This window comes from Rhodospirillaceae bacterium (assembly GCA_002746255.1).
Lineage (GTDB): Bacteria > Pseudomonadota > Alphaproteobacteria.
In genome coordinates, this window is record NVWO01000012.1 from 28571 (window position 1) to 49062 (window position 20492).

The window sequence follows — 20492 nt, forward strand, 5'->3', positions numbered from 1 at the left end:
AGGGAACCATTAATGCCTAATCTATTGGACGTTAAAGACCTTCACGTAACGGTCGAGGACCATGAAATCCTCCGCGGCCTGACTCTTTCCGTAAAGGCCGGCGAAGTGCACGCCATCATGGGGCCGAATGGTTCCGGAAAAAGCACGCTTGCCCATGTGCTTGCCGGACGGCCCGGCTATGAGGTGACGCAGGGCGAAGTCTTGTTCCGGGGCAAGAACCTGTTGGAGATGCCGCCCGAGATACGCGCCCGGGAAGGCGTCTTTCTGGGCTTGCAATACCCGATCGAGATTCCGGGCGTGTCGAACATGTATTTTTTAAAAGCGGCGCTAAACGCGATCCGCGTCCACCGGGAAGAACCGGAACTCGATGCCATTGAATTCCTGCAAATCGCCCGCGAAAAGGCAAAACTTCTGGAAATGAATGAGAACCTTTTGCAACGCGCGGTGAATGTCGGCTTCTCTGGCGGCGAAAAGAAACGCAACGAAATTTTCCAAATGGCGTTGCTCGACCCGACGCTGGCCATTCTTGATGAAACCGATTCCGGGCTTGATATTGATGCGCTGAAAATTGTGGCGAATGGCATCAATGCCCTGCGTTCGGACACACGCGCCATGATTCTAATTACCCATTACCAGCGTCTCCTCGAACATATCGAACCGGACAAAGTGCACGTTCTTTCGGAAGGCCGGATTGTTGAGACCGGCGGCAAAGAGCTGGCGTTGGAGCTTGAGAAAAAGGGCTATGCCACTTTCGAAAAGCAGGACGCCGCCACCATGACGGCAAGCACGTGATCCAGGATTGCAGGCAATGAACAAAACCACACCCATCGGCAACGAATATCTGGAACGCTATCCGGAATGGCGGAAAAGCCTTCCTGGAACCGACCTCGTCTGGCTTGCAAAAATGCGCGAGGACGCCTTCCAACGCTTTGCCGAAAGCGGTTTTCCAACGCCCAAGACCGAAGCGTGGAAATACACGAATCTCAATCCCCTTGCGAAAAACGTCTTCGCGCCCAAGACCGGATTTTCCGAAACGATTAGCGCAGATGATCTTCCGTTAGAGGCTCAAGATGGGCTTTCGGCACACCACCTTGTTTTCATAAATGGAAAATACGCTCCGCCAGGGCCGGCGGCGACACCGCTGCCAGAAGGCGTCCGCCTTCTAAGCCTTGGCGACGCTCTGAAAACGATACCGGATTTAATGGCCGAGCTTCTGACCGAGAATGCAAAACCGGAGGCCCCGGACTTACGCAATATAAACACGGCCCTTATGACGGAAGGCGCGGTCCTGCTGGTTGAACCCGGCGTTCAGCTGGAAAAACCGGTGCATTTTTTCTTCCTTGCTACAGAGGAAGCCGGCGACGCAGCGATGCACCTTCGAAATCTGGTTGTCCTCGGCAAAGGAAGCACGGCCACCGTCCTCGAAAGCTATCTTGGAACGGGGCAAGCCGGCTATTGGACGAATGTTGTGACGGAAATCGCCGTCCATGACGATGCCCGCCTCCATCATTACAAATTTCAGAATGAGGCTGCCGCCGCCTATCACATCGCCGCGACCACCGCAAAAATAGGCGAGCGTGCCGTTTACGACAATTTTATCATGTCGCTGGGGGGCAGCCTCTCGCGAAACGATATTTTTGCGCTTCTGGACGGCAGTGGCATCGATTGCCGGTTAAACGGGGTCAACCTCGCCCGAAACCGGCAACACATGGATACGACAAGCGTCATCGACCATAAAAAACCCGGCAGCAGCAGCAGCGAAACCTACAAAAACGTCGTGGACGATCACGCAAAAACGGTTTTCCAGGGCAAGGTTATCGTTCGCCCCGACTCCCAGAAAACGTCGGCCCATCAGTTAAACCGGAATCTTCTTCTTTCGGATGACGCCAGCGCAAATGCAAAGCCCGAACTTCGCATTCATGCCGATGACGTCAAATGCAGCCATGGCGCCACCATCGGCGAATTGGACGAACAGGCGCTTTTCTATTTTTGCTCCCGGGGGATTTCCGAAAACATCGCGCGCAGCCTTCTGACCGAGTCCTTTCTTGCCGAACTGGTTGATGCGGTCGAAATCCCCGCCATTCGCGAAAAAATGCGCCAGGCGATCACCGCTTGGCTGGCACAGGCCGGGCCGATTGGGGGCCGCCCATGACGCAACCGGTCGCCACGATGACGGACCTGCAAACGCCGCCCTTCGACGCCTTGCGCGCCCGGGGGGATTTCCCAATCTTGAAAACGACAGCCCATGGGAAGCCGCTCGTCTTTTTGGACAGCGCCGCCAGTGCCCAGAAACCCCGCCAGGTAATCGAGGCAATCACGCATGTCTATGAGGCGGAATACGCAAACATCCATCGCGGCGTCTATGAATTGTCTGAAAAGACAACGGCGGCTTTTGAAAATTCCCGCGAGAAGGTGCGTGCCTTCCTGAACGCCCGTGAAAACCGCGAAATTATCTTCGTCCGCGGCGCAACGGAAGGGATCAACCTGGTCGCGCAAACCTATGGAAAGCGCTTTCTGAAGGAAGGCGACGAGATTGTCCTTTCCGTTCTCGAACACCACTCAAACATCGTTCCCTGGCAGATGTTGCGGGACATGACCGGCGTCGTTCTGCGCGTCGTGCCCGTGAACGATGCCGGAGAAATCGAGGTTAAAGCCTATGAAAAGCTTCTAAATGCGCGCACCCGCCTGGTCGCGATGACCCAGGTTTCAAACGCAATTGGAACGGTGACGCCAATCCAGAAAATCATCCGCCTGGCCCATGAAAAGGGCATTCCGGTTCTCGTCGATGGTTGTCAGGCCGTCCCCCATCAAAAGGTGGACGTTCAAGAACTCGATTGCGATTTTTATGTGTTTTCCGGCCACAAGCTTTACGGGCCCAGCGGCATCGGGGTTCTTTATGGAAAAGCCCGGCATCTCGAAGCGATGCCGCCCTATCAAGGCGGCGGCGACATGATCCGCTCGGTGACCTTCGAAAAAACGGATTACGGCCCCCTTCCCCATAAATTCGAAGCCGGCACGCCGCATATCGCGGGCGCCATCGGCTTAAGCGCCGCCATTGACTACGTCGAGGAACTTGGGCTTTCGGCAATCAAGGCTCATGAACAAAATCTCCTTCGTTACGCGACGGAACGGCTTTCCGCCATCGAAGGGCTTCGGATTATCGGAACGGCAGCAGAGAAAAGCAGCATCCTCTCTTTCACCCTGGCCGCCGCCCACCCTCATGACATCGGAACAATCCTGGACGGCGAAGGCATTGCCATTCGGACCGGCCATCACTGCGCCCAGCCGCTGATGAACCGTTTTGGCGTACCGGCAACGGCACGGGCCTCCTTCGGGCTTTACAACACAACTGAGGACGCCGACGCCCTGGTGGCCGGTCTCCACAAAGTTCTGGAGATATTTGGCTGATGTTCGATTTGAAGGACCTTTATCAGGAAGTCATTATCGATCACAGCAAGCGGCCACGGAATTTCGGCAAGCTGGCCGGGGCCAACCGCGAAGCGGAAGGTTACAACCCGCTTTGTGGCGATCAGCTGACGGTCGAATTGATCCTTAAGGACGGCATCGTGAAGGACGTCGCCTTCGAGGGCACCGGCTGTGCCATTTCAACAGCGTCCGCATCTTTGATGACGGACATGGTGCGCGGAAAAACGGAAGTGGAAGCACAGGAAATATTTCGCCGGTTTCAGAATCTGGTGACCCGGAAAGATCCACCAACGGAAGACGACCTTTTAAAACTGGAGAAACTTGCCGTACTGACGGGCGTGCGTGTGTTTCCCTCACGCGTGAAATGCGCAACCCTGGCCTGGCACACCCTCGCCGCCGCACTAAACGGGCGAGAAAAAACCGTAAAAACAGAATAGAGAAACCAACGATGTCTGAAATGAAAGACGATACCATTTCCCTTAAGCGGGATTGCGATGCCACCCTGATCCCTGTCGGCACGAAGCTCTCGCTTGCGGCCGGAACGCCGGTGACAATCACCCAGGCGCTTGGCGGGGCCTATACGGTCAACGTGAATGGCAACCTCGTGCGTATCGACGGCAAGGACGCCGACGCACTTGGCATAAAAGCCGATGACACCGAGATCCCAGCGACGGCGACAGAGGCTGGCAAAGCGGACCCGGAATTGCTCTGGGAACAGATGCGGACCTGCTACGACCCGGAAATTCCCGTGAACGTCGTCGATCTGGGTCTGATTTACGATTGCAAGCTATGCCTGCTGGAAAGTGGTGGCAGCCGCGCCGAAGTGACGATGACGCTGACCGCGCCTGGCTGCGGCATGGGAGACGTCATCGCCGAGGACGTACGGCAAAAACTTCTCCGCGTTCCAAACGTAAAAGAAGCGCATGTTGAAATCGTTTTCGACCCCCCCTGGGACCCGAGCAGGATGTCAGACGCGGCTCGTCTTGAGGTTGGATTCTTTTAGGAAAGGCATGTTGATGTCGACAAAAACCATCGTGACGATCACGGACGCCGCCGCCAGGCGGATGAAGGAACTGCTTGCCCGCAAGCAGGAAACACCCGCCCGTGGCTTGCGGGTTAGCGTGACGAACACCGGGTGTTCCGGCCATTCTTACAAGATGGAATATACCGATGCCGCCCAGCCAGGCGATGAAACCGTCGAAGACAGAGGCATCACGATTTTCATCGATCCCGGTGCCATGATGTTTCTGATTGGCAGCGAAATCGACTATGTCGAAGACCAGTTTCAGTCGGGTTTTATTTTCAAAAACCCAAACGCCACGGCAACTTGCGGCTGCGGCGAATCTTTCAGCGTTTAACTTTAAACCCCGGCCGGAGCGGTGGAACCGAAGCGCGCTGGAACGGCATCAAGACTGGCACCATGCGGGCGGGCACGTTTGACCACATCCAGGGCCTCAAGCAGAATTTCCGCACCAGCCCCATGCCGGGACGCCCCTTCGCTTAGACATTGCCGCCAGGCCCTGGCCCCCGGAACACCGTTAAAAAGACCGGTGAGATGCCGCGTAATCCGACCGATGGGGACACCTTTCCCTATCTCGGCTTCAAGGTAAGGCCGCATCGCGCACACGATATCCTCGCGCGAAGGGGGCGGCGTCGTTTCGCCATAAAAGCAACGATCGGCCTCGGCCAGCAAATAGGGATTTTGGTAAGCCGCCCGTCCGATCATCACGCCATCGACATGGGACAAATGGGACGCGGCGTCTTCCAGGTTCTCAACACCGCCGTTCAGGACAATTTCAAGATCGGGAAAATCCTTTTTCAGGCGATAAACGACGTCATAACGAAGCGGCGGCACAGAACGGTTTTCCTTCGGGCTTAGGCCCTGAAGATAGGCCTTGCGGGCATGGACAATCAGGGTCCGGCATCCCGCCGCCGCCACCGCCGCGACGAAGCCGGTCAGAAAGTCGTAATCGTCATGGGCATCGACGCCAATCCGGGTCTTGACCGTAACCGGAATCCCGACGGCCTCACCCATGGCGCGCACGCAATCGGCGACCCGTTCGCGCTCCAGCATCAGACAGGCGCCAAAACGCCCCCGCTGGACCCGATCGCTGGGGCAGCCAATGTTGAGGTTAATCTCGTCATAGCCAAAATCTGCGCCGAGCCGGGCCGCAGCAGCAAGGGCGTCCGGATCCGAACCGCCAAGCTGGAGAGCCAGCGGGCGTTCGTCCGGGTGGAAGCCAAGAAAACGCATTCGATCCCCATGGAGGATCGCGCCCGTCGTCACCATCTCCGTATAAAGCAGCGTGTGCCGCGAAATCTTCCTCAGGAAATAGCGATCATGGCGGTCCGTACGCTCCATCATCGGCGCAACGGAAATGCGCCGGGAAGGAAGGGCCATTTTCACAAAATCGTCTCCGGTTTCACGCATGGACGCGAATTTGCCCGGCCCCCCGTGGAAAGGCAACCGGGAAGAATCGCTTCTTGACCCGTAGGACGTTTTAGGATAATATTCCTATGATTCAGAACGCAACCGGAGAAGGCTTCATGTCCAAAAATTCAGCCATACCAAAGGCCATACCCGCCCTACCAAAAACATCCCTACCGGACAGACCGCCGCCCCACCCCGTCCTGGAAAGCCCCTTGCCAAAGCTGGAAATCCGCAAAACCGACCCGCAAGGGGCTGGCCATTTCGGCGCACGCCGGAATGGCGGCCGACGCAAACATCTGGGAATAGACCTCGTCGCCCCCCCCGGCACACCGGTCACAAGCCCCCTTGATGGAACCGTTACCCGCCTCGGCTGGCCCTATGGCGACGATCCGAGCTATCGCTATGTCGAGGTCACAACCGGGACCGGCCTGGTTGCAAGGCATTTCTATGTCGCGCCCAGCGTCACCCTTGGCGAGACGGTCACCGCCGGAAAGAGCTGCCTCGGCACGGTTCAGGACCTGACCAAACGCTACCCGCACATCACCAACCATCTGCACCTTGAAATACGCCAGGCAGACGATCCGGCCCGGCGGGATCACCGCCCCCGGGACGCCAATGGCCAAACAGCCAATCTCTACAAGACCTATCCGGTCATCGACCCCACATATCTGCTTCCAAAACAGGCTTGAGAGGGCGTCGGCTTGCGGGGACATCGGCTTGCGGGCATTCTAGGCACGTCATCCCTCCCCTCTCTCCGAAGGTCTTCCCGCCCATGACAACGATTTCAGAAACCCTTGGTGAATTTGCCGCCGGCCTTCGGGATGACGCCATCCCTTCAGATGTCCGCGCACGTGCGCGCGCGCTTATTCTCGATGCGGTCGGCATCGCGCTGGCCTCAAACCACTTTGATTTTGCAGAAAAAACCCTGCGCGGCCTGAGCGCATTTTCCACCGATGGCAGCGCGCCCATTATCGGCCGAAAAGAACGCCTGCCCCTGCGCGACGCCGCCGTGATGAACGGGCTTCTGATCCACGGGCTTGATTACGACGACACCCATGTCGCGGGCATCGTCCATCCAACGGCCAGCGCCTTTCCCGCAGCCCTTGCCGCCGCCACTCTGGTCGGGGCCTCCGGACGCGAAATGCTGACCGCTTTTATTCTCGGCATCGAGGCCAGCGCCCGCATCGGCGCGGTGGCGAAGGGTGGCTTCCACCAGGTGGGTTTCCATCCCACCAGCGTCGCCGGCATTTTTGGCTGCACGCTGATCGCGGGCCGGCTTTTCGGGCTGAACGCGAAGGAATTCGCCATGGCCCAGGGGGTAGCGCTCAGCCTCGCTTCAGGCAGCATGGAATTCCTCGAAGACGGTGCCTGGACAAAACGCCTGCACCCGGGTTGGGCGGCATCGGCGGGGCTGACCGCCGCCATGCTGGCAAAGCACGGCTTTGTCGGCCCCGGCCAGGCCTATGAGGGCCGTTTCGGCCTCTACAAATCCCATCTTGGCCCGGAAGAGAAAAATTGCGATTACGAAATTGCGACGGCAGGTTTAGGAAAAGTGTGGGAGTTGCAGAACGTCGCGACAAAACCCTACCCGGCCTGTCACTTCACCCATGCCTGCATCGACGCCGCCATCGCGTTGCGCAGCAAACCGGATTTCCGGGTAGAAGACATCGCGCATGTTCGCGCCCTGGTGCCAAAAGAAGTCATCACCACCGTCTGCGAACCGCTTGCCAACAAGCAAAGCCCTGCCAACGCCTATGAGGCCCAGTTCAGCGTTCCTTATCTGACGGCCCTCGGCTTCCTGCGCGAACGCTTTGGGTTGAACGATCTGACACCGGACGCCCTTGGCGACGCCGCCATCCTCGCCCTGGCCAAAAAGGTGGCTTACGAAGCCGACCCGAATTCGGGTTTCCCGAAATATTATTCCGGCGAATTAATCGTCACGCTTAAGGACGGACGCCAAATTTCCCACCGCGAACACCAGAACCGGGGCTGTGCCGACCGCCCCCTAACGACAGACGACATTCGCGAAAAATTTCTGGCAAACGCCACGATAACCGTGAGTACCACGCAAAGCGAAGCCATGGCCGCCAGCATCGACGCCATCGAGGATTGCAAGCGCGCCAGCGACCTCGGCGAAGCCCTCGCCGGATAGTGGTGCGCCGCTGACTTGAGGGCTCCCTCGGGTCAAGTGAATATGCTTCTGGGCCTTCGCCATGTCCCGCACCAGCGCAAAATCCGCATTAGCCAGAGCGAGACGATGCCTGTAAGCGCCATCATCCTGAATCCCTGAAATCTCATGTGACGCATTGGTGCAACACCAGTGATACAAATGCCCGGCAAAAGCATCCAAGGCCGCAATAGCATTAAACGCCAGACGGACATCTCCATAACCTTCACGCAGTTCCGCCATGTTGGGATGAACAATCCGCTCCAGATGCTCTCGGACGTCCATCGGATCACCTTTTCCCAGATGGACCAGCGGTTCGCGTCCTACGTCGGGCTCGCTTCGGCTTGGCGGCAGCCTCCAGCGGTGCAACCATCTTCTCATAAAGGCCGAGCAGGTGTTCGACACGCGCCTGGTCTGAGGCGAAGCCGGAACGACGGTAGAGCCGATCCACAGTGCGGTCGAGAGCCTGGTGTGCCTTGCGCAGATTGGCGGGCATCAAGTCAGGATCATAAAGATCGGCAAGCGTTGCGCCGGGATGGGCGGCGCGAGCGTCGAGGATGGCTTGGGCCAACGGCTCCAGCTTGTCGAGCCTGGTCTGGCTTACCGGCGGCAGCGGGAAGGTGTTGTAAATCACGCCGATACCGTACTGATACCGGCTCTCTAGTCGTCCGCCAATAAATTTTACCCACGACATATGCATGGCCGATGTCAGAATGGCGAAGGTCGGCAAGCCGGCGTTGGGGAGAAGACGTAGCTTGTTGCTGGGGATGGTTGGCGGCTCCAGCCAGCCAATGGGCACATATTCGCGACGCTCAGAACTCACCTCTGGAATGGCCAGAAATGGTGAAATCGGAACCACGTTCACGTGATACAAAGTTGGTGTCATCGCAAGGGCCTGGGTCGGCTTGCTCTTGCTTGCTAAACGGAAGGCCCGAACAGCTGCAATTCTCTCTCTAACTCTTGGAAGTTTCTTTAATGTTTCAGGCGCAGCGTTGTGAAGAGCAAGAATCCAGCGGTCGCCTCCATTGAGAAATTCCTTGCTGCCGACGTAGGGGCGGAAGAATGGTGCGGCACCGGGCTCCTCCATGAGGAGTACATTTTTCTCTTCTTCTGAAAATATGAAATATCCCCCGTCAATGGGCTTAGAACCGATGATCAACTTTGGAAAGCCATTAATCGGTCGCGCGGCTTCTTTCACAACGACATGCGGGTTCGCCAAACCGCTCACATCAAACAGATAGGGCGACAACGCCGCATGAATGCTCTCATGAGGGTCGCCATTGATGTCGTCATAGGAAAAAAGGCGTTTTTCCGGCGGAACGTTCGTGGCTTTGGCGAGCCCGATGATGACCACATGCACATGCGCCTTGCCGCGCGCGTCTGAGCCCCACGCGAAGGTTCGATGCGCGAAGGCAATTTCCAGCTTACAGCGATCGAATAAGATCGGCCAAAGCTGCGCAACCTGCTCGCCCTGGATGATGGAGTTGGTCGCCACAAAACCGATACGGGCAGATCCCTTTCGCACATATTTACCCGCCGTGAGGAACCAGGCGGTTACATAGTCCAGCGTGCCCCCGCTCTTGCCTAAGGCGGCGATGCGGCGCACTTGGGCACGCTGTTCCTCGCTTTGATACTTTGCGCCAACGAAAGGTGGATTGCCGAAAATGTAGGAACATTCTTCCGGCGGCAACAACGCTGTCCAGTCGGTTTCCAGCGCGTCGCCGTGAACGATATGCGGCGACTTCTTCAGGGGTATGCGCACATAGGTTTTCCCGAACTCCAGGCTGAGCCTGTTGTTCATGATGTGGTCCATCATCCACAGCGCCGTTTCCGCGATACGGGCGGGAAATTCACCGATTTCAATGCCGAAGAACTGATCAACGTCGATCACCGACAGGGTCTCGGCCAACACGTCCAACTGGCGTCCGGTATAGATTTCCTTCATCACCTCGATTTCCAAGGCGCGCAATTCGCGATAGGTGATGATCAGGAAGTTGCCACAGCCGCAGGCCGGATCGAAGAAGCGCAAATGTCCGAGCGTTTCCTGGAACTTCAGCAGGTCGGGGCGACGGCGGCTATCCCTGCGGGATTTCAGGCGCTTGAATTCGGCTCGAAGACCATCAAGAAACAGTGGTTCAATCACCTTCAGGATGTTTTTCTCGGTGGTGTAGTGCGCGCCCGCCGCCCGCCGTTCGGCCTTGTCCATCACCGACTGGAAGAGCGAGCCGAAGATTGCGGGCGAGATACCGGACCAATCGAACCGACAGGTATCAATAAGCCGTTTGCGCATCTCCGCATCGAACGACGGAATCAAAAGCGGTTCACGGAAAAGGTCGCCGTTCACGTAGGGAAACCTGTCCAGGTCGGAATCGAGGTTCTTTGGCCGGCTATCCTCCGGCGTGTTCAGTGTTTGAAACAACTGGGCGAGCCAACCGCCAAGGTCAGAGCCATCCTCGCGGGTCCGGTTCTCAAGAAGATCAAGGAAGCTATCGCGCGGTTCAAAAATGCCGGTATCGTCAGCAAAGAGGCAGAAGACGGTCCTGACGAGGAACTGTTCGAGATCGTGGCCAGTGTAGCCCGCAGCATCAAGAGCATCGTGGAGTTTGCCCACAAGTTCGGATGCCTTGATGTTGACCGGGTCCTGGTCTTTGAAGGAACGCTTCTGAACCCCGAGAATGAACCCGAACTTCTCGACATGCTTGGGCAGGTCGGCGAGGGATATGGAAATCTCATCTCCCTCTTCGAGATCGTAAAGCTCAAAGGTTTGAAAATCGCTCAGCAAGATGTACCGAGGCAGGTCCGCATCTTTGAGGCCCGGAAAGTAATTAAATGCCTGGGTCTTGGCTTTCTTCAGATCGCGACCAAGGCTCTTCTGTTCCACCAGAACCACGCCTTTCCAGAAGAGGTCGATGAAACCACGTTTATCGCCAAGGTTTTTGACCGGTTCCTCAAATGTCGCAACACGGCGCACCGGGACTCCGAAAACTTCGAAGAAATCCCGGTAAAAGAGTTGCGTCTGCCCTTTCTCGTAGCCTTCCCCCGCCCAGTCCTTTGCGAAGGCTGCGGCACGGGCGCGGATTTCGTTCCATGACAGGCGCATAAATTGGTTCCCTTGTGTTTCCGTTAATGACCGTTACGCCGCCGGCGAAAGCCACTCAACTTTAATCCGGTCCGCCTTCTTCATCGCCTGGGCAAGGTCGTAGGCTGCCTGAAGGCGGAACCAGATGTCCGCACTGCCGCCGTCACGCTGAGCCCTAAAGGCTCCAAACAATCGTGGCGGACAGACAGGCCCGGATGGGGCGGGTTCTTCATTGCCATCTCTTGATTGCCATGTCCTGGCCCTCCTAATGATAATCGATCAAATCCACATCGCAGGCGCATTGCAAGGTCCTTGCTGCGATTTTTGGGTGAGGCGTGGTAAAAACAACCCATGACGAACGGGAAAGAACGCGACACGATCCCGACCGGTGATCTGCGGCGACCGGTTGCAGCCTGGTGCCTTTACGATTGGGCTAACTCTGCCGTTCCAACAATCATCCTGACCTTCGTCTTCGCCCCCTATTTCACCCAGGCCGTCGCCGCCGACCCGGTAACGGGAACGGCCCTTTGGGGACAGACGCTTACCCTTTCGGCGCTTCTGATCGCCGTGCTCAGCCCGTTCCTCGGTGCCTTTGCCGACAAGGGCGGGCGGCGCAAGCCATGGCTTGGCTTCTTCAGCGCCCTCGCCTGCCTTACAACCGCCGGTCTGTGGTTCGTGCGCCCAATGGCCGATGATATCTTTTTAGCCCTTGGCCTGCTTGTCGTCGTCAATCTCGGCTTCGAACTGGCCATTGTTTTCTACAATTCCATGCTGCCATCCTTCGTGCCGCGCCGCCTGCTTGGGCGCGTTTCCGGCTGGGGCTGGGGCGTCGGCTATGCGGGCGGGCTCAGCTGCCTTGCCATCGCGCTTGTCGGGCTCGTTCAGCCAGAAACGCCGCCTTTCGGCCTCGACAAGGAAACCGCCGAACACATCCGGGCCGTCGCGCCCCTCGCCGCGATTTGGCTTGGGCTTTTTGCGCTGCCCATCTTCTTCTTCACCCCGGACCAGCCCAGAACCGGCCTGCCCTTTCGCAAAATATTGCGCGAAGGCTGGACCGAAGTCCTGGGCACGTTGCGCATGGTACGGCGTTACCCTTCGATCGCCTGGTACCTGCTTGCCCACATGATTTACACCGACGGCATCAACACCCTGTTCCTGTTCGGTGGCATTTATGCCGCCGTCGTCTTCCAGATGAACATGGTCGAAGTGCTGACCTTCGGGATCGCACTGAACGTGACGGCGGGTATCGGGGCTACGGCCTTTGCCTGGCTCGACGACTGGATCGGAGCGCGGCGTGTCATCGCCATTGCCTTGGTCGCACTGACGCTAACCGCCACCGCTATTCTTTTTGTCCAATCGAAGGATGTGTTCTGGGGCCTGGGTCTTCTGCTGGGGACGTTCTTCGGCCCGGTGCAATCGGCCAGCCGCTCGCTCATGGCTCGGCTAGCGCCCGAAGGCATGCAGTCGCAAATGTTCGGTCTTTATTCGCTCACCGGCAAGGCCACGGCCTTTGTCGGGCCGGCCCTGTTCAGCCTCGTCGTGATCCTCACGGAAAGCCACCGCGCCGGCATGGCGACAATCCTGCCTTTTTTCCTGGTCGGCCTTTTGCTGTTGCTAAAAGTGCGTGATCCCTGATGCGAAGCCGCTACAAAATTCTTACGTATCGACGACGTCGTAATATTTAATGGATGGGGCAGCGCGCAGCATGCTGCCCAGCTTCTCCATGTCGCCACGTTCCGTCCGCCAGGCAATGTAGGCTTCATGGTCGGCGCGGGTTTCCCATTCTTCATAAACAACAACGTCAGCCGGCTGATCTTTATCGACCAGCATATGAATTTTCAAAGCCCCCTTGTGCTTGCGCGTCTCAGGCAACATGGATTGAAGCGCCGCTTTGTATTCATCGGCTTTGCTTTCATCGAATTGAATATGGAGCAACACAACAACAGCCATCACGTATCCTCCTATCATTTCCAATTTCAGGCTGGCGGCATCCCCGGATAATTGGCAATCTCCGTGTGCACATCGTCCCATGGAAAGGCACTGTCTGTATAGATTGTCATTTGCGCCTTGAAGTTCTTCGGGTCATCAAGGCTGGCGGCGCGGAAAATCACCACACCTGGAAAGCCCGAACTTATGGTAAACAATGGCGAACCGCATTCCGGGCAAAACCCTCGTGCCATGTCACTGCCACCATCGGACTTGTAGTGGTAGTACTTGGGAGTTCCTGTGGTCTTAAAGACGGTTTCCGACACGCCAATCACGGAAGCGTGCGCCGCCCCGCTGAACTGCTGACAGTCCCGGCAATGACACGTCAAAGTTAAGGCCGGATCACCCGTATATTCGTAACGAATGGCGCCGCACTTGCAGCCGCCCATCAGACAAAGATCTCCCATGATTTATCCCTCCATTTATCGGTGATCTATTTGAAATAGCTCTAATGTGATGAGCTTATTTTTAAAATTTCGGGCAGTTCAAACCAGAAAAACTGCCCGCATATTCCCTCAAGGCAATTGCAGGACCGCAATCAGGCGGCGTTGAGGACCTTCAACAGGGCCTCGGCAACAGGACCGGAGGACGCTGGGTTCTGTCCCGTAATCAGCAGACCGTCTTGAACGACGTGGGGAATGAAATCCCCATCCTTCTGAAACTTTCCACCGACTCGCTGCAACTCGTCTTCAAGGAGAAAAGGAACAACTTCGGTCAGGCCGACAGCCGCCTCTTCCGAATTGGTAAATCCGGTAATGGATTTATCACGAACAAGGGGCTCGCCATCTTTGCCTCTGGCCTTTATCAAAGCGGCGGAAGCGTGGCAAACGGTGGCGATGGGCTTCCCGGCCTCATGGAATGATTCGATCAATTTGATGGAGTTTTGATCGTCGGCAAGATCCCACAACGGGCCGTGCCCACCAGGATAAAACACGGCATCAAAATCGCTTTGATTGACTTCGTCCAGCCGTACCGTGTTCTTCAAGGACTCCTGAGTTTTCTGGTCTTTATCCAGGCGCACGGTGGCATTGGTCGCGAAGTCCGGGGCTTCACTGTTGGGGTCTAGCGGCGCTTCTCCGCCCTTGGGGGTGGCAAGGGTGACGTCAACGCCAGCATCAATCAAGGCGTAGTATGGCGTCGCAAATTCTTCCTTCCAGTAGCCGGTTTTGTTTCCAGTATCCCCCAGGCGATCATGGGAAGTTAGAACAATGAGAACTTTCGCAGGCATGTTAGGGAACTCCTCGTAGCGGGTTAATTCCATTAGGAGAAACGTAGTCCTAAGATAAAAAATGATTTAGAGCTCATTACTCAAAAGAGTGTTGCCAGAGAGCAACAATGCCCATTGAACAACAATGACCTTCGCAATCCTGGCCTTTTCGGTGAAGTGTCAGTAAACCCGCTTAAAATTCAGCCCCTTGTGCGCAAAAATTCGAAATTCAGCCGTTACATTTCGACAAACTTTGCAATTTCCTCAATGCACTTTTCGTCGGAAAGACTGACCTTTTCGGGCGGAACATCGACTCCACGTTGGCACGCGGGACGTGCCCTTATAATACCCATCCAGCGCTGCAAATGCGGAAGACCATCGACAGATACGCCGGACCAGTCGTGGCCGCGGACCCAACACCAATTGGCGATATCGGCAATAGAATAATCGCCTGCCAACCACTCGCTTTCGCCAAGGCGCGTATTCAGCGCTTCAAACAGCCTGCGGCTCTCATTTTGATAACGATCGATAGCCGGCTGGTATGTTTCGAAAAAATAGCGATAGAAGACATTGGCCTGGCCCATCATCGGCCCGATCCCGCCCATTTGGAACATAAGCCACTGGATGACATTGGACCGGCCTTTAAAATCGGTTGGCAGCAATTTTCCGGTTTTCTCCGCGAGGTAGACCATGATCGCCCCGCTTTCAAAGACCGCAAAATCGTCTTCGTCGCGATCGACAATCGCAGGAATGCGCCCGTTCGGATTGATTTTTAGGAACCAATCCTGTTTTTGATCAAGCGCGGAGAGTTCCAGGGCGTGCACAATATAAGGGAAGCCCAAGTTCCTCCAATGTGACGGAAGCTTTATACCCGTTGGGGGTTCTCACCGTATAAAGGTCAATCAATTTTCGCTATCTTTTCGTCCTGATAAAATACGGATTCCTGCACCATTTCTCTGATCCATCATCAGCCAGCAGGAAACCTTTCCATATATCCTCCGGAAGAAACACATCCATTCGGTTCATGCTGTGTTGCCTGACGGCAACAATCGGATATGAAAGGCGACCCGTTTTTCTCACCCTTCAATCCATCCGCCGATATGCCGATCGCTCAAGATTAAACCGGCGCAAATCCTACTTGAAACGCTCGACAAGAAAGTCGAAGAGAACGCGCAACCGGTACGGCATGTACTCCCTGTCCGGGTAGACAAGGTAGGTAATTGTAGGAGGAATTTCGTAGTCCTCCAGCACAACTTCCAGCCGTCCGGCATCGATCGCATTGCGCACATACATATCAGCTAGGCGGACGACCCCAAGGCCGCGCAATGCTGCGTTTACTAAGGCCGGCCCGGAATTGCTGGACCAACGCCCCTTGACCTTGACCTCATACTCACCGGCTTCATTCTGAAACATCCAGGGAAGCCCTTTGCCTTGAAAGCAATTATGCGCACGCAAGTCTTCGGGTGTCTCGGGCTTACCGTACCGATCAAAGTATTTTGAAGATGAACATACAACCATGCGCATGGAGGTCAGTTTCCGGGAAATCAGATCAAGGTCGCCGGGGGAGCGATGGCGGACCGCAAGGTCGTAGCCTTCCGCGCTCAAATCGACCAATCGGTTGGAAATGTTGAGGTCTATTTTAATCTGGGGATATTCCAACGCGAAATCGGCAAGCGCCACGGCAACCTCCTCCTCCCCGAAGATGCCCCCGGCGGAGACCTTGACCTCTCCGACCACGAGTTTCTGTTGGTTGGCCATTTCAATTTCCAAATCATCGAATTGGCCAATGATATCAACAGCTTTTTCGTAATATTGACCCCCGATTTCGGTCAAGTTAACGCGGCGGGTCGTGCGGTGAAGCAATCGAATCCCTAGATGAGCCTCCAGCGAGGCCACCCTTCGGCTCACATAAGAGGTAGACACGCCCAAGGCATCCGCGGCGGCGGAGAACCCCCCATGGTCAACAACGGCAATGAATTCAATCAAGCCTATCAGGCTTTTCACTACCCCTCCTCGGCAATAATGCCATAAAATACTGTCACAATTACGTTCTTGATGACACGAGCCGTTCCTGGAAAATGCGATGAAGCAGGACAACTCCTAGTTCGTTGGTGGTCATAATCATAGCAGGAGTTGATACGTCTGCAGTGGGTCACGAACGGAAAAACAGTTGGGTGAGCTACTCCCCATTCGTTGGACAGGTTCTCGGGTAATTTAAGCTATTCTCCGGGCCTGCCGATCGGGTTTCATGTTCCGCTCGTTACCCTACCAGGGCTATCGGGTGGAGGTCCGGGCTTACGCCCGGGCCGGAAGCCAACAGCCTTTCTCGGTATACACTGACTGGCGTCTCTCCGCCATGGGCGCTGTGAGGCCGCTGATGGTTGTAGAAGGCCATCCATTTTCCGATCCCCTGGCGGTTGGCCTGGAGCGTGAGAAAAGGGAGTTGACGCTTTCACTGCCGCCAACGTTGCCTGCCCCGATCCCGGACAAAAACCTGATGGGTTTATACCGGCCTAAAGTTCGGGAACTTGCCTCAACGATCTAAGATGAGCCAATCCAGGCTGCGGCAATTGAAACATTGCAAACCCTGATTGACCGGGTAGAGGTCAGCCCCGACCTTCTATCGGATGGCGTTTGCGCCCGGCTTTACGGCGATGTCGCGGGACTTGTTGTGTTGGAAAGCGCATATGAAAAAGACCAGAAAGACGGGTTTCGTCTCTCTGGTCTTAAATGTCAGTTATCGGTGGTTGCGGGGGCTCGCAACCACCGATATCTAACCATCATGGATATAGAGGTGTGACGAATGCGGGATATGGTGGGATCAAGCGGGATTACGTGGGATATTGGGCTCCAAATCGCATTAATTATAGTCTTTACCCGTCTATCAGTTGGGAAATTACGCCGCTTCACGGAGGGTTAGTCGTGTCTAAATACCAAACCATGTCCAAGGGCCTAAACCAGTCAACAAGCTTGGCCAAGCAACTCAGCAAGGCCGCTGGAGAATCCTTCGTCACCTACCGCCTGTCGCGGAAGGGCTGGCTGGTGATAAACGCAAATTCAGGTGTCCAGAACATGCCCAACTTCGACCTCATCGCTATGAAGGACGACCGCCGCGTGACCGTTCAGGTGAAAACGGGACGGGACCCGTCGCATATCTCCATGGCGGGGACTTATCGGGAGGACGGGATTTACTTCAACACCAAGGACGGCCCAAAAGCCGACGTAGTGGCGTTCGTACGGCTGGACCCGAGCGGGAAAGATGACGTTTTTTTCGTTCCAGTAAGGAGAGCCAACACCATCGCCAAGGCCTTGGCCAACAGCGAAGCCAAGATCAAGCGTGCCCGAGGCTCATCCCTCCATTTTCCGATCTGGGCCCGGGTGAAGGGGGCCACCAAAAGAAAGCATGGCCAAAGGGCTATGGCGAAAGTTCTGCCTTTTCGCGACGCGGATATTTAATGAGGAGGCCGACGGTTCAATCTCGCCCACGAGCACCAGCCTTTCCGAAGTTTTCAAAAACCCCTCATACCACTTTCGCACCACTTGCCAGAAAGTTTCTATGGCAATAACCACTGGCATCATCATCAACATGCACAACATAATTCGTCTGTGACTGAGTTTTAATTGTCGCAAAATCCCGCGAACGCGTCTTGAACAATTTTTTCCAAGGCCATGACTTCATCATCTGTCATTGCCTCAAATTCTTTTTGTCGCCGCCTATTCGGCAACACGCCGTCATGCTGGCGGGTGAACATGATGAAATCTCCGGCTAGACGATCGGACAGCTCAACCACATTCATAATCTGTCGCAACGCCTTATCGTATCGACGCAGGCAGTCGATTTCGCGCGGCAGATCGCACTCAACCGTATGTCGCACACAAGCGTAAATAAACTCCGCCTCGGCGGTGCAATCAAAATAGCGGTAGAGATCGGCGGTGTCGTTTAACACCTCCACATTACGACCTGCCGTTGGTCGCCACTCTATAAATTCCATCAACGGCGCAGAATGCCCTTGGAGGGTCGCCTTATAATCGTCAATTCGGTCAAGCATGACAGAAGAAACTGGGAACACCATGCCCGCTGGCGTGAACTTTCGTTCCGCCAAAACGTGGTGGATAAGGCAACGATGTAATCGGCCATTTCCATCCTGCAATGGGTGGATATAGACAAACCCAAAGGCTAAAGCCGCCGCCTGTAAGACAGGATCAAGGTCGGATGGTCTCATTCGATTATTGCACCCGTTGAGACCATTCATAAGGTCAAGGATGTCATCGTCTCGCGCACCGATAAACTCAGGGTTCGGATCGCCAGACTGATCTCGCTCGCCTAAAAACACACCTTCGGTGCGATAGCCAATCGACGTAAAACGATCATCTGCGATGAGTATTCCATGCAGTCGGTATATTTCGGTCTGGTTGAGCGGATTCTTACCCGCTTGCTGGACGGCTTTGCCCCAACGCTCCAGCCTGTTCCTCGGCGGACGTTCTCCCTCAATCTCGAAACTGGCGCGACTATCCGCCAAAAGCATAAAGCTTGCGGCGCGGGCTATGAGGCGTGCATCTGTTTTTCCAACCGTATCGTTAGCTTTGTCGGCCAACCCTAATGACAGAAACTCTTCCAGAACTGGTGTCCGGCGAATGATGGGGCAAAATTGCTTATCCCCCAGCAGGTTATCACGCACTTTGTGCCGCTTTGACGGTTTGGCCTTTGCCGTAAAGTATGCCTTGGGGTCTAGAAGATCGACAAAGGCAACATTCGGCGCATCGGGCACATCCAGTTGATTGCCCGTCAATGTTTCATAGAGAAACCATGCGCGGCGTGATGGCACACCAGTAGGCGCGAACAGGACAAACGCCGCCATATCCTCTGACGCGATAACATCAAACACCCTCTTGAGAATCAGTAAATCCATATTTTCATGCTTGAGGGCAAAGGTGAGATGATCCCCGAAGGTTTCCCCCAGCAGGAAGCGTTTATCAAAAACCTTCCAACTCCCCTCTATTTTGGAACCACCTCGGATATGCCTTTCAGATACGCAGCAGATCGTGCGAACGGGAGCCTGCACCTCAAGAGCGCAAACGAGCGCAGACAGCCCAACAAGTCTTGTTTCATCGGGAACAAGCTTGTCCTGAAAAGTCAAAGGCGTTGCTGGTACAAAGTGCATATGTCGTAAATCTTTCGAAAATGTCGTATTTCTTTCTATTTTTCACCGTAATGTCGTAAACCGTTCTCTTCAAGCTTTGTCGTAAAACATTCGCTCCTGTCGTATTTCTTTCAGTTTTCTATGCTCTTGTCGTTTTTCTTTCGAATTCAAGGGTAATCCCCCCGCGTCCATTCTGATTCCACGCAATAAAAAACGACCCAGCAATTTCTTGCTAAGTCGTTGATATTCTTGGTTGCGGGGGTAGGATTTGAACCTACGACCTTCAGGTTATGAGCCTGACGAGCTACCGGGCTGCTCCACCCCGCGGCAGGGAAATTGTGAAGAAAATTGTTTTGCGCTTCGACGACCTGGCGGCGACCTACTCTCCCACGCCTTAAGACGCAGTACCATCGGCGCTGAGGGTTTTCACGGCCGAGTTCGAGATGGGATCGGGTGTAGGCCCCTCGCCATGACCACCAGGTCATCGAAGCACAAAACAATTCTTTCCGAGAACTGAAATTCCAAACTTCGAAATAAAGCCTATCAAAGATAGAGATGATCGAACATTGAAACTTTCGAAAATTGAAATTTCGGGTAACAAAATCTTGACCGGATTTATCCATACGCATGATGGAAACGCACCCAGAAGGGCACGATGATCAAGCCATACGAGCGATTAGTACCAGTTAGCTACACGCGTTGCCGCGCTTCCACACCTGGCCTATCAACGTGGTGGTCTTCCACGGCTCTTAAGGGAGAACTCGTTTTGAGGGGGGCTTCCCGCTTAGATGCTTTCAGCGGTTATCCTGTCCGCACTTAGCTACCCGGCGATGCAGCTGGCGCTACAACCGGTACACCAGTGGTACGTCCACCCCGGTCCTCTCGTACTAGGGGCAGCTCCTCTCAATTCTCCAAACACCCACGGCAGATAGGGACCGAACTGTCTCACGACGTTCTAAACCCAGCTCACGTACCACTTTAATTGGCGAACAGCCAAACCCTTGGGACCTGCTCCAGCCCCAGGATGTGATGAGCCGACATCGAGGTGCCAAACC

General features: G+C 55.4%; 18 protein-coding genes, 1 tRNA gene, 2 rRNA genes and 2 pseudogenes. 10 read left to right on the top strand and 13 right to left on the bottom strand.

The features are described 5' to 3' along the window. The first annotated feature begins 12 nt into the window (after positions 1-12). The 6 genes from sufC to COA65_07600 are packed head-to-tail and all read left to right on the top strand — an operon-like array spanning position 13 to position 4784. On the top strand, positions 13-792 hold the full coding sequence (sufC, locus tag COA65_07575; protein PCJ58684.1) for a Fe-S cluster assembly ATPase SufC: 780 nt from the start codon (positions 13-15) through the stop codon (positions 790-792). 16 nt (positions 793-808) lie between these two features. Then, complete coding sequence (gene sufD, locus COA65_07580; protein PCJ58685.1) at positions 809-2152, top strand: Fe-S cluster assembly protein SufD; 1344 nt, start codon at positions 809-811, stop codon at positions 2150-2152. A 17-nt stretch (positions 2153-2169) separates the two neighbouring features. Continuing rightward, positions 2170-3408 carry a cysteine desulfurase CsdA gene (locus COA65_07585; protein ID PCJ58702.1) on the top strand — a complete coding sequence of 413 codons (1239 nt, stop codon included), beginning with the start codon at positions 2170-2172 and terminating at the stop codon, positions 3406-3408. Next, the gene (locus tag COA65_07590; protein ID PCJ58686.1) at positions 3408-3863 is read left to right on the top strand and encodes an SUF system NifU family Fe-S cluster assembly protein; all 456 of its coding nucleotides are present in this window, start codon (positions 3408-3410) and stop codon (positions 3861-3863) included. The genes COA65_07585 and COA65_07590 overlap by 1 nt, the downstream gene beginning before the upstream one ends. A gap of 20 nt (positions 3864-3883) precedes the next feature. Then, positions 3884-4429 (top strand): putative Fe-S cluster assembly protein SufT, encoded by a 546-nt coding sequence (gene sufT, locus COA65_07595; protein PCJ58687.1) that lies wholly within the window; start codon positions 3884-3886, stop codon positions 4427-4429. A 13-nt stretch (positions 4430-4442) separates the two neighbouring features. Then, positions 4443-4784, top strand: a complete 342-nt coding sequence (locus COA65_07600; GenBank protein PCJ58703.1) for a Fe-S cluster assembly scaffold SufA — start codon at positions 4443-4445, stop codon at positions 4782-4784. A gap of 2 nt (positions 4785-4786) precedes the next feature. Here the strand turns inward: COA65_07600 and COA65_07605 are convergent, their stop codons facing one another. Continuing rightward, a complete protein-coding gene (locus tag COA65_07605; GenBank protein ID PCJ58704.1) occupies positions 4787-5827 on the bottom strand; it encodes a tRNA dihydrouridine(20/20a) synthase DusA in 1041 nt (346 codons plus the stop codon). Positions 5828-5943: 116 nt separating this feature from the next. Between COA65_07605 and COA65_07610 the strand changes: the two genes are divergently transcribed. Then, a complete protein-coding gene (locus COA65_07610; protein PCJ58688.1) occupies positions 5944-6546 on the top strand; it encodes a hypothetical protein in 603 nt (200 codons plus the stop codon). 83 nt (positions 6547-6629) lie between these two features. Beyond that, complete coding sequence (locus COA65_07615) at positions 6630-8009, top strand: 2-methylcitrate dehydratase (protein PCJ58689.1); 1380 nt, start codon at positions 6630-6632, stop codon at positions 8007-8009. Positions 8010-8313: 304 nt separating this feature from the next. Here COA65_07615 and COA65_07620 read toward each other — a convergent pair whose 3' ends face one another. Both COA65_07620 and COA65_07625 read right to left on the bottom strand, forming a co-directional pair. Beyond that, the gene (locus COA65_07620) at positions 8314-11124 is read right to left on the bottom strand and encodes an SAM-dependent methyltransferase (protein PCJ58690.1); all 2811 of its coding nucleotides are present in this window, start codon (positions 11122-11124) and stop codon (positions 8314-8316) included. Positions 11125-11157: 33 nt separating this feature from the next. Next, positions 11158-11342 (bottom strand): annotated as a pseudogene (locus COA65_07625) (hypothetical protein). A 112-nt stretch (positions 11343-11454) separates the two neighbouring features. Between COA65_07625 and COA65_07630 the strand changes: the two are divergent. Beyond that, positions 11455-12738, top strand: coding sequence for an MFS transporter (locus COA65_07630; protein ID PCJ58691.1), 1284 nt, complete (start codon positions 11455-11457; stop codon positions 12736-12738). 21 nt (positions 12739-12759) lie between these two features. Here COA65_07630 and COA65_07635 read toward each other — a convergent pair whose 3' ends face one another. From COA65_07635 to COA65_07660, 6 genes and pseudogenes are all read right to left on the bottom strand, one after another. After that, positions 12760-13134, bottom strand: coding sequence for an antibiotic biosynthesis monooxygenase (locus tag COA65_07635; GenBank protein ID PCJ58692.1), 375 nt, complete (start codon positions 13132-13134; stop codon positions 12760-12762). Beyond that, the gene (locus tag COA65_07640) at positions 13080-13496 is read right to left on the bottom strand and encodes an aldehyde-activating protein (GenBank protein PCJ58693.1); all 417 of its coding nucleotides are present in this window, start codon (positions 13494-13496) and stop codon (positions 13080-13082) included. The genes COA65_07635 and COA65_07640 overlap by 55 nt, the downstream gene beginning before the upstream one ends. A gap of 131 nt (positions 13497-13627) precedes the next feature. Further along, positions 13628-14317 (bottom strand): type 1 glutamine amidotransferase domain-containing protein, encoded by a 690-nt coding sequence (locus COA65_07645; protein ID PCJ58705.1) that lies wholly within the window; start codon positions 14315-14317, stop codon positions 13628-13630. A gap of 215 nt (positions 14318-14532) precedes the next feature. Further along, positions 14533-15202 (bottom strand): annotated as a pseudogene (locus tag COA65_07650) (glutathione S-transferase). 228 nt (positions 15203-15430) lie between these two features. After that, positions 15431-16393 carry a LysR family transcriptional regulator gene (locus COA65_07655; protein ID PCJ58694.1) on the bottom strand — a complete coding sequence of 321 codons (963 nt, stop codon included), beginning with the start codon at positions 16391-16393 and terminating at the stop codon, positions 15431-15433. 163 nt (positions 16394-16556) lie between these two features. Beyond that, complete coding sequence (locus COA65_07660; protein ID PCJ58695.1) at positions 16557-16691, bottom strand: hypothetical protein; 135 nt, start codon at positions 16689-16691, stop codon at positions 16557-16559. Positions 16692-17236: 545 nt separating this feature from the next. On the opposite strand from COA65_07660, the gene COA65_07665 reads away from it, so the two are divergent. Further along, a complete protein-coding gene (locus tag COA65_07665) occupies positions 17237-17752 on the top strand; it encodes a hypothetical protein (protein PCJ58696.1) in 516 nt (171 codons plus the stop codon). Positions 17753-17913: 161 nt separating this feature from the next. On the opposite strand, the gene COA65_07670 is transcribed toward COA65_07665, so the two are convergent. From COA65_07670 to COA65_07685, 4 genes are all read right to left on the bottom strand, one after another. Further along, the gene (locus tag COA65_07670) at positions 17914-19458 is read right to left on the bottom strand and encodes a cell filamentation protein Fic (protein ID PCJ58697.1); all 1545 of its coding nucleotides are present in this window, start codon (positions 19456-19458) and stop codon (positions 17914-17916) included. Positions 19459-19687: 229 nt separating this feature from the next. Beyond that, positions 19688-19764 (bottom strand) — tRNA-Met (locus COA65_07675). A gap of 39 nt (positions 19765-19803) precedes the next feature. Next, positions 19804-19918: ribosomal RNA gene (gene rrf, locus COA65_07680) — 5S ribosomal RNA — on the bottom strand. A 174-nt stretch (positions 19919-20092) separates the two neighbouring features. After that, positions 20093-20492, bottom strand: a 23S ribosomal RNA gene (locus tag COA65_07685); the annotation flags it as partial.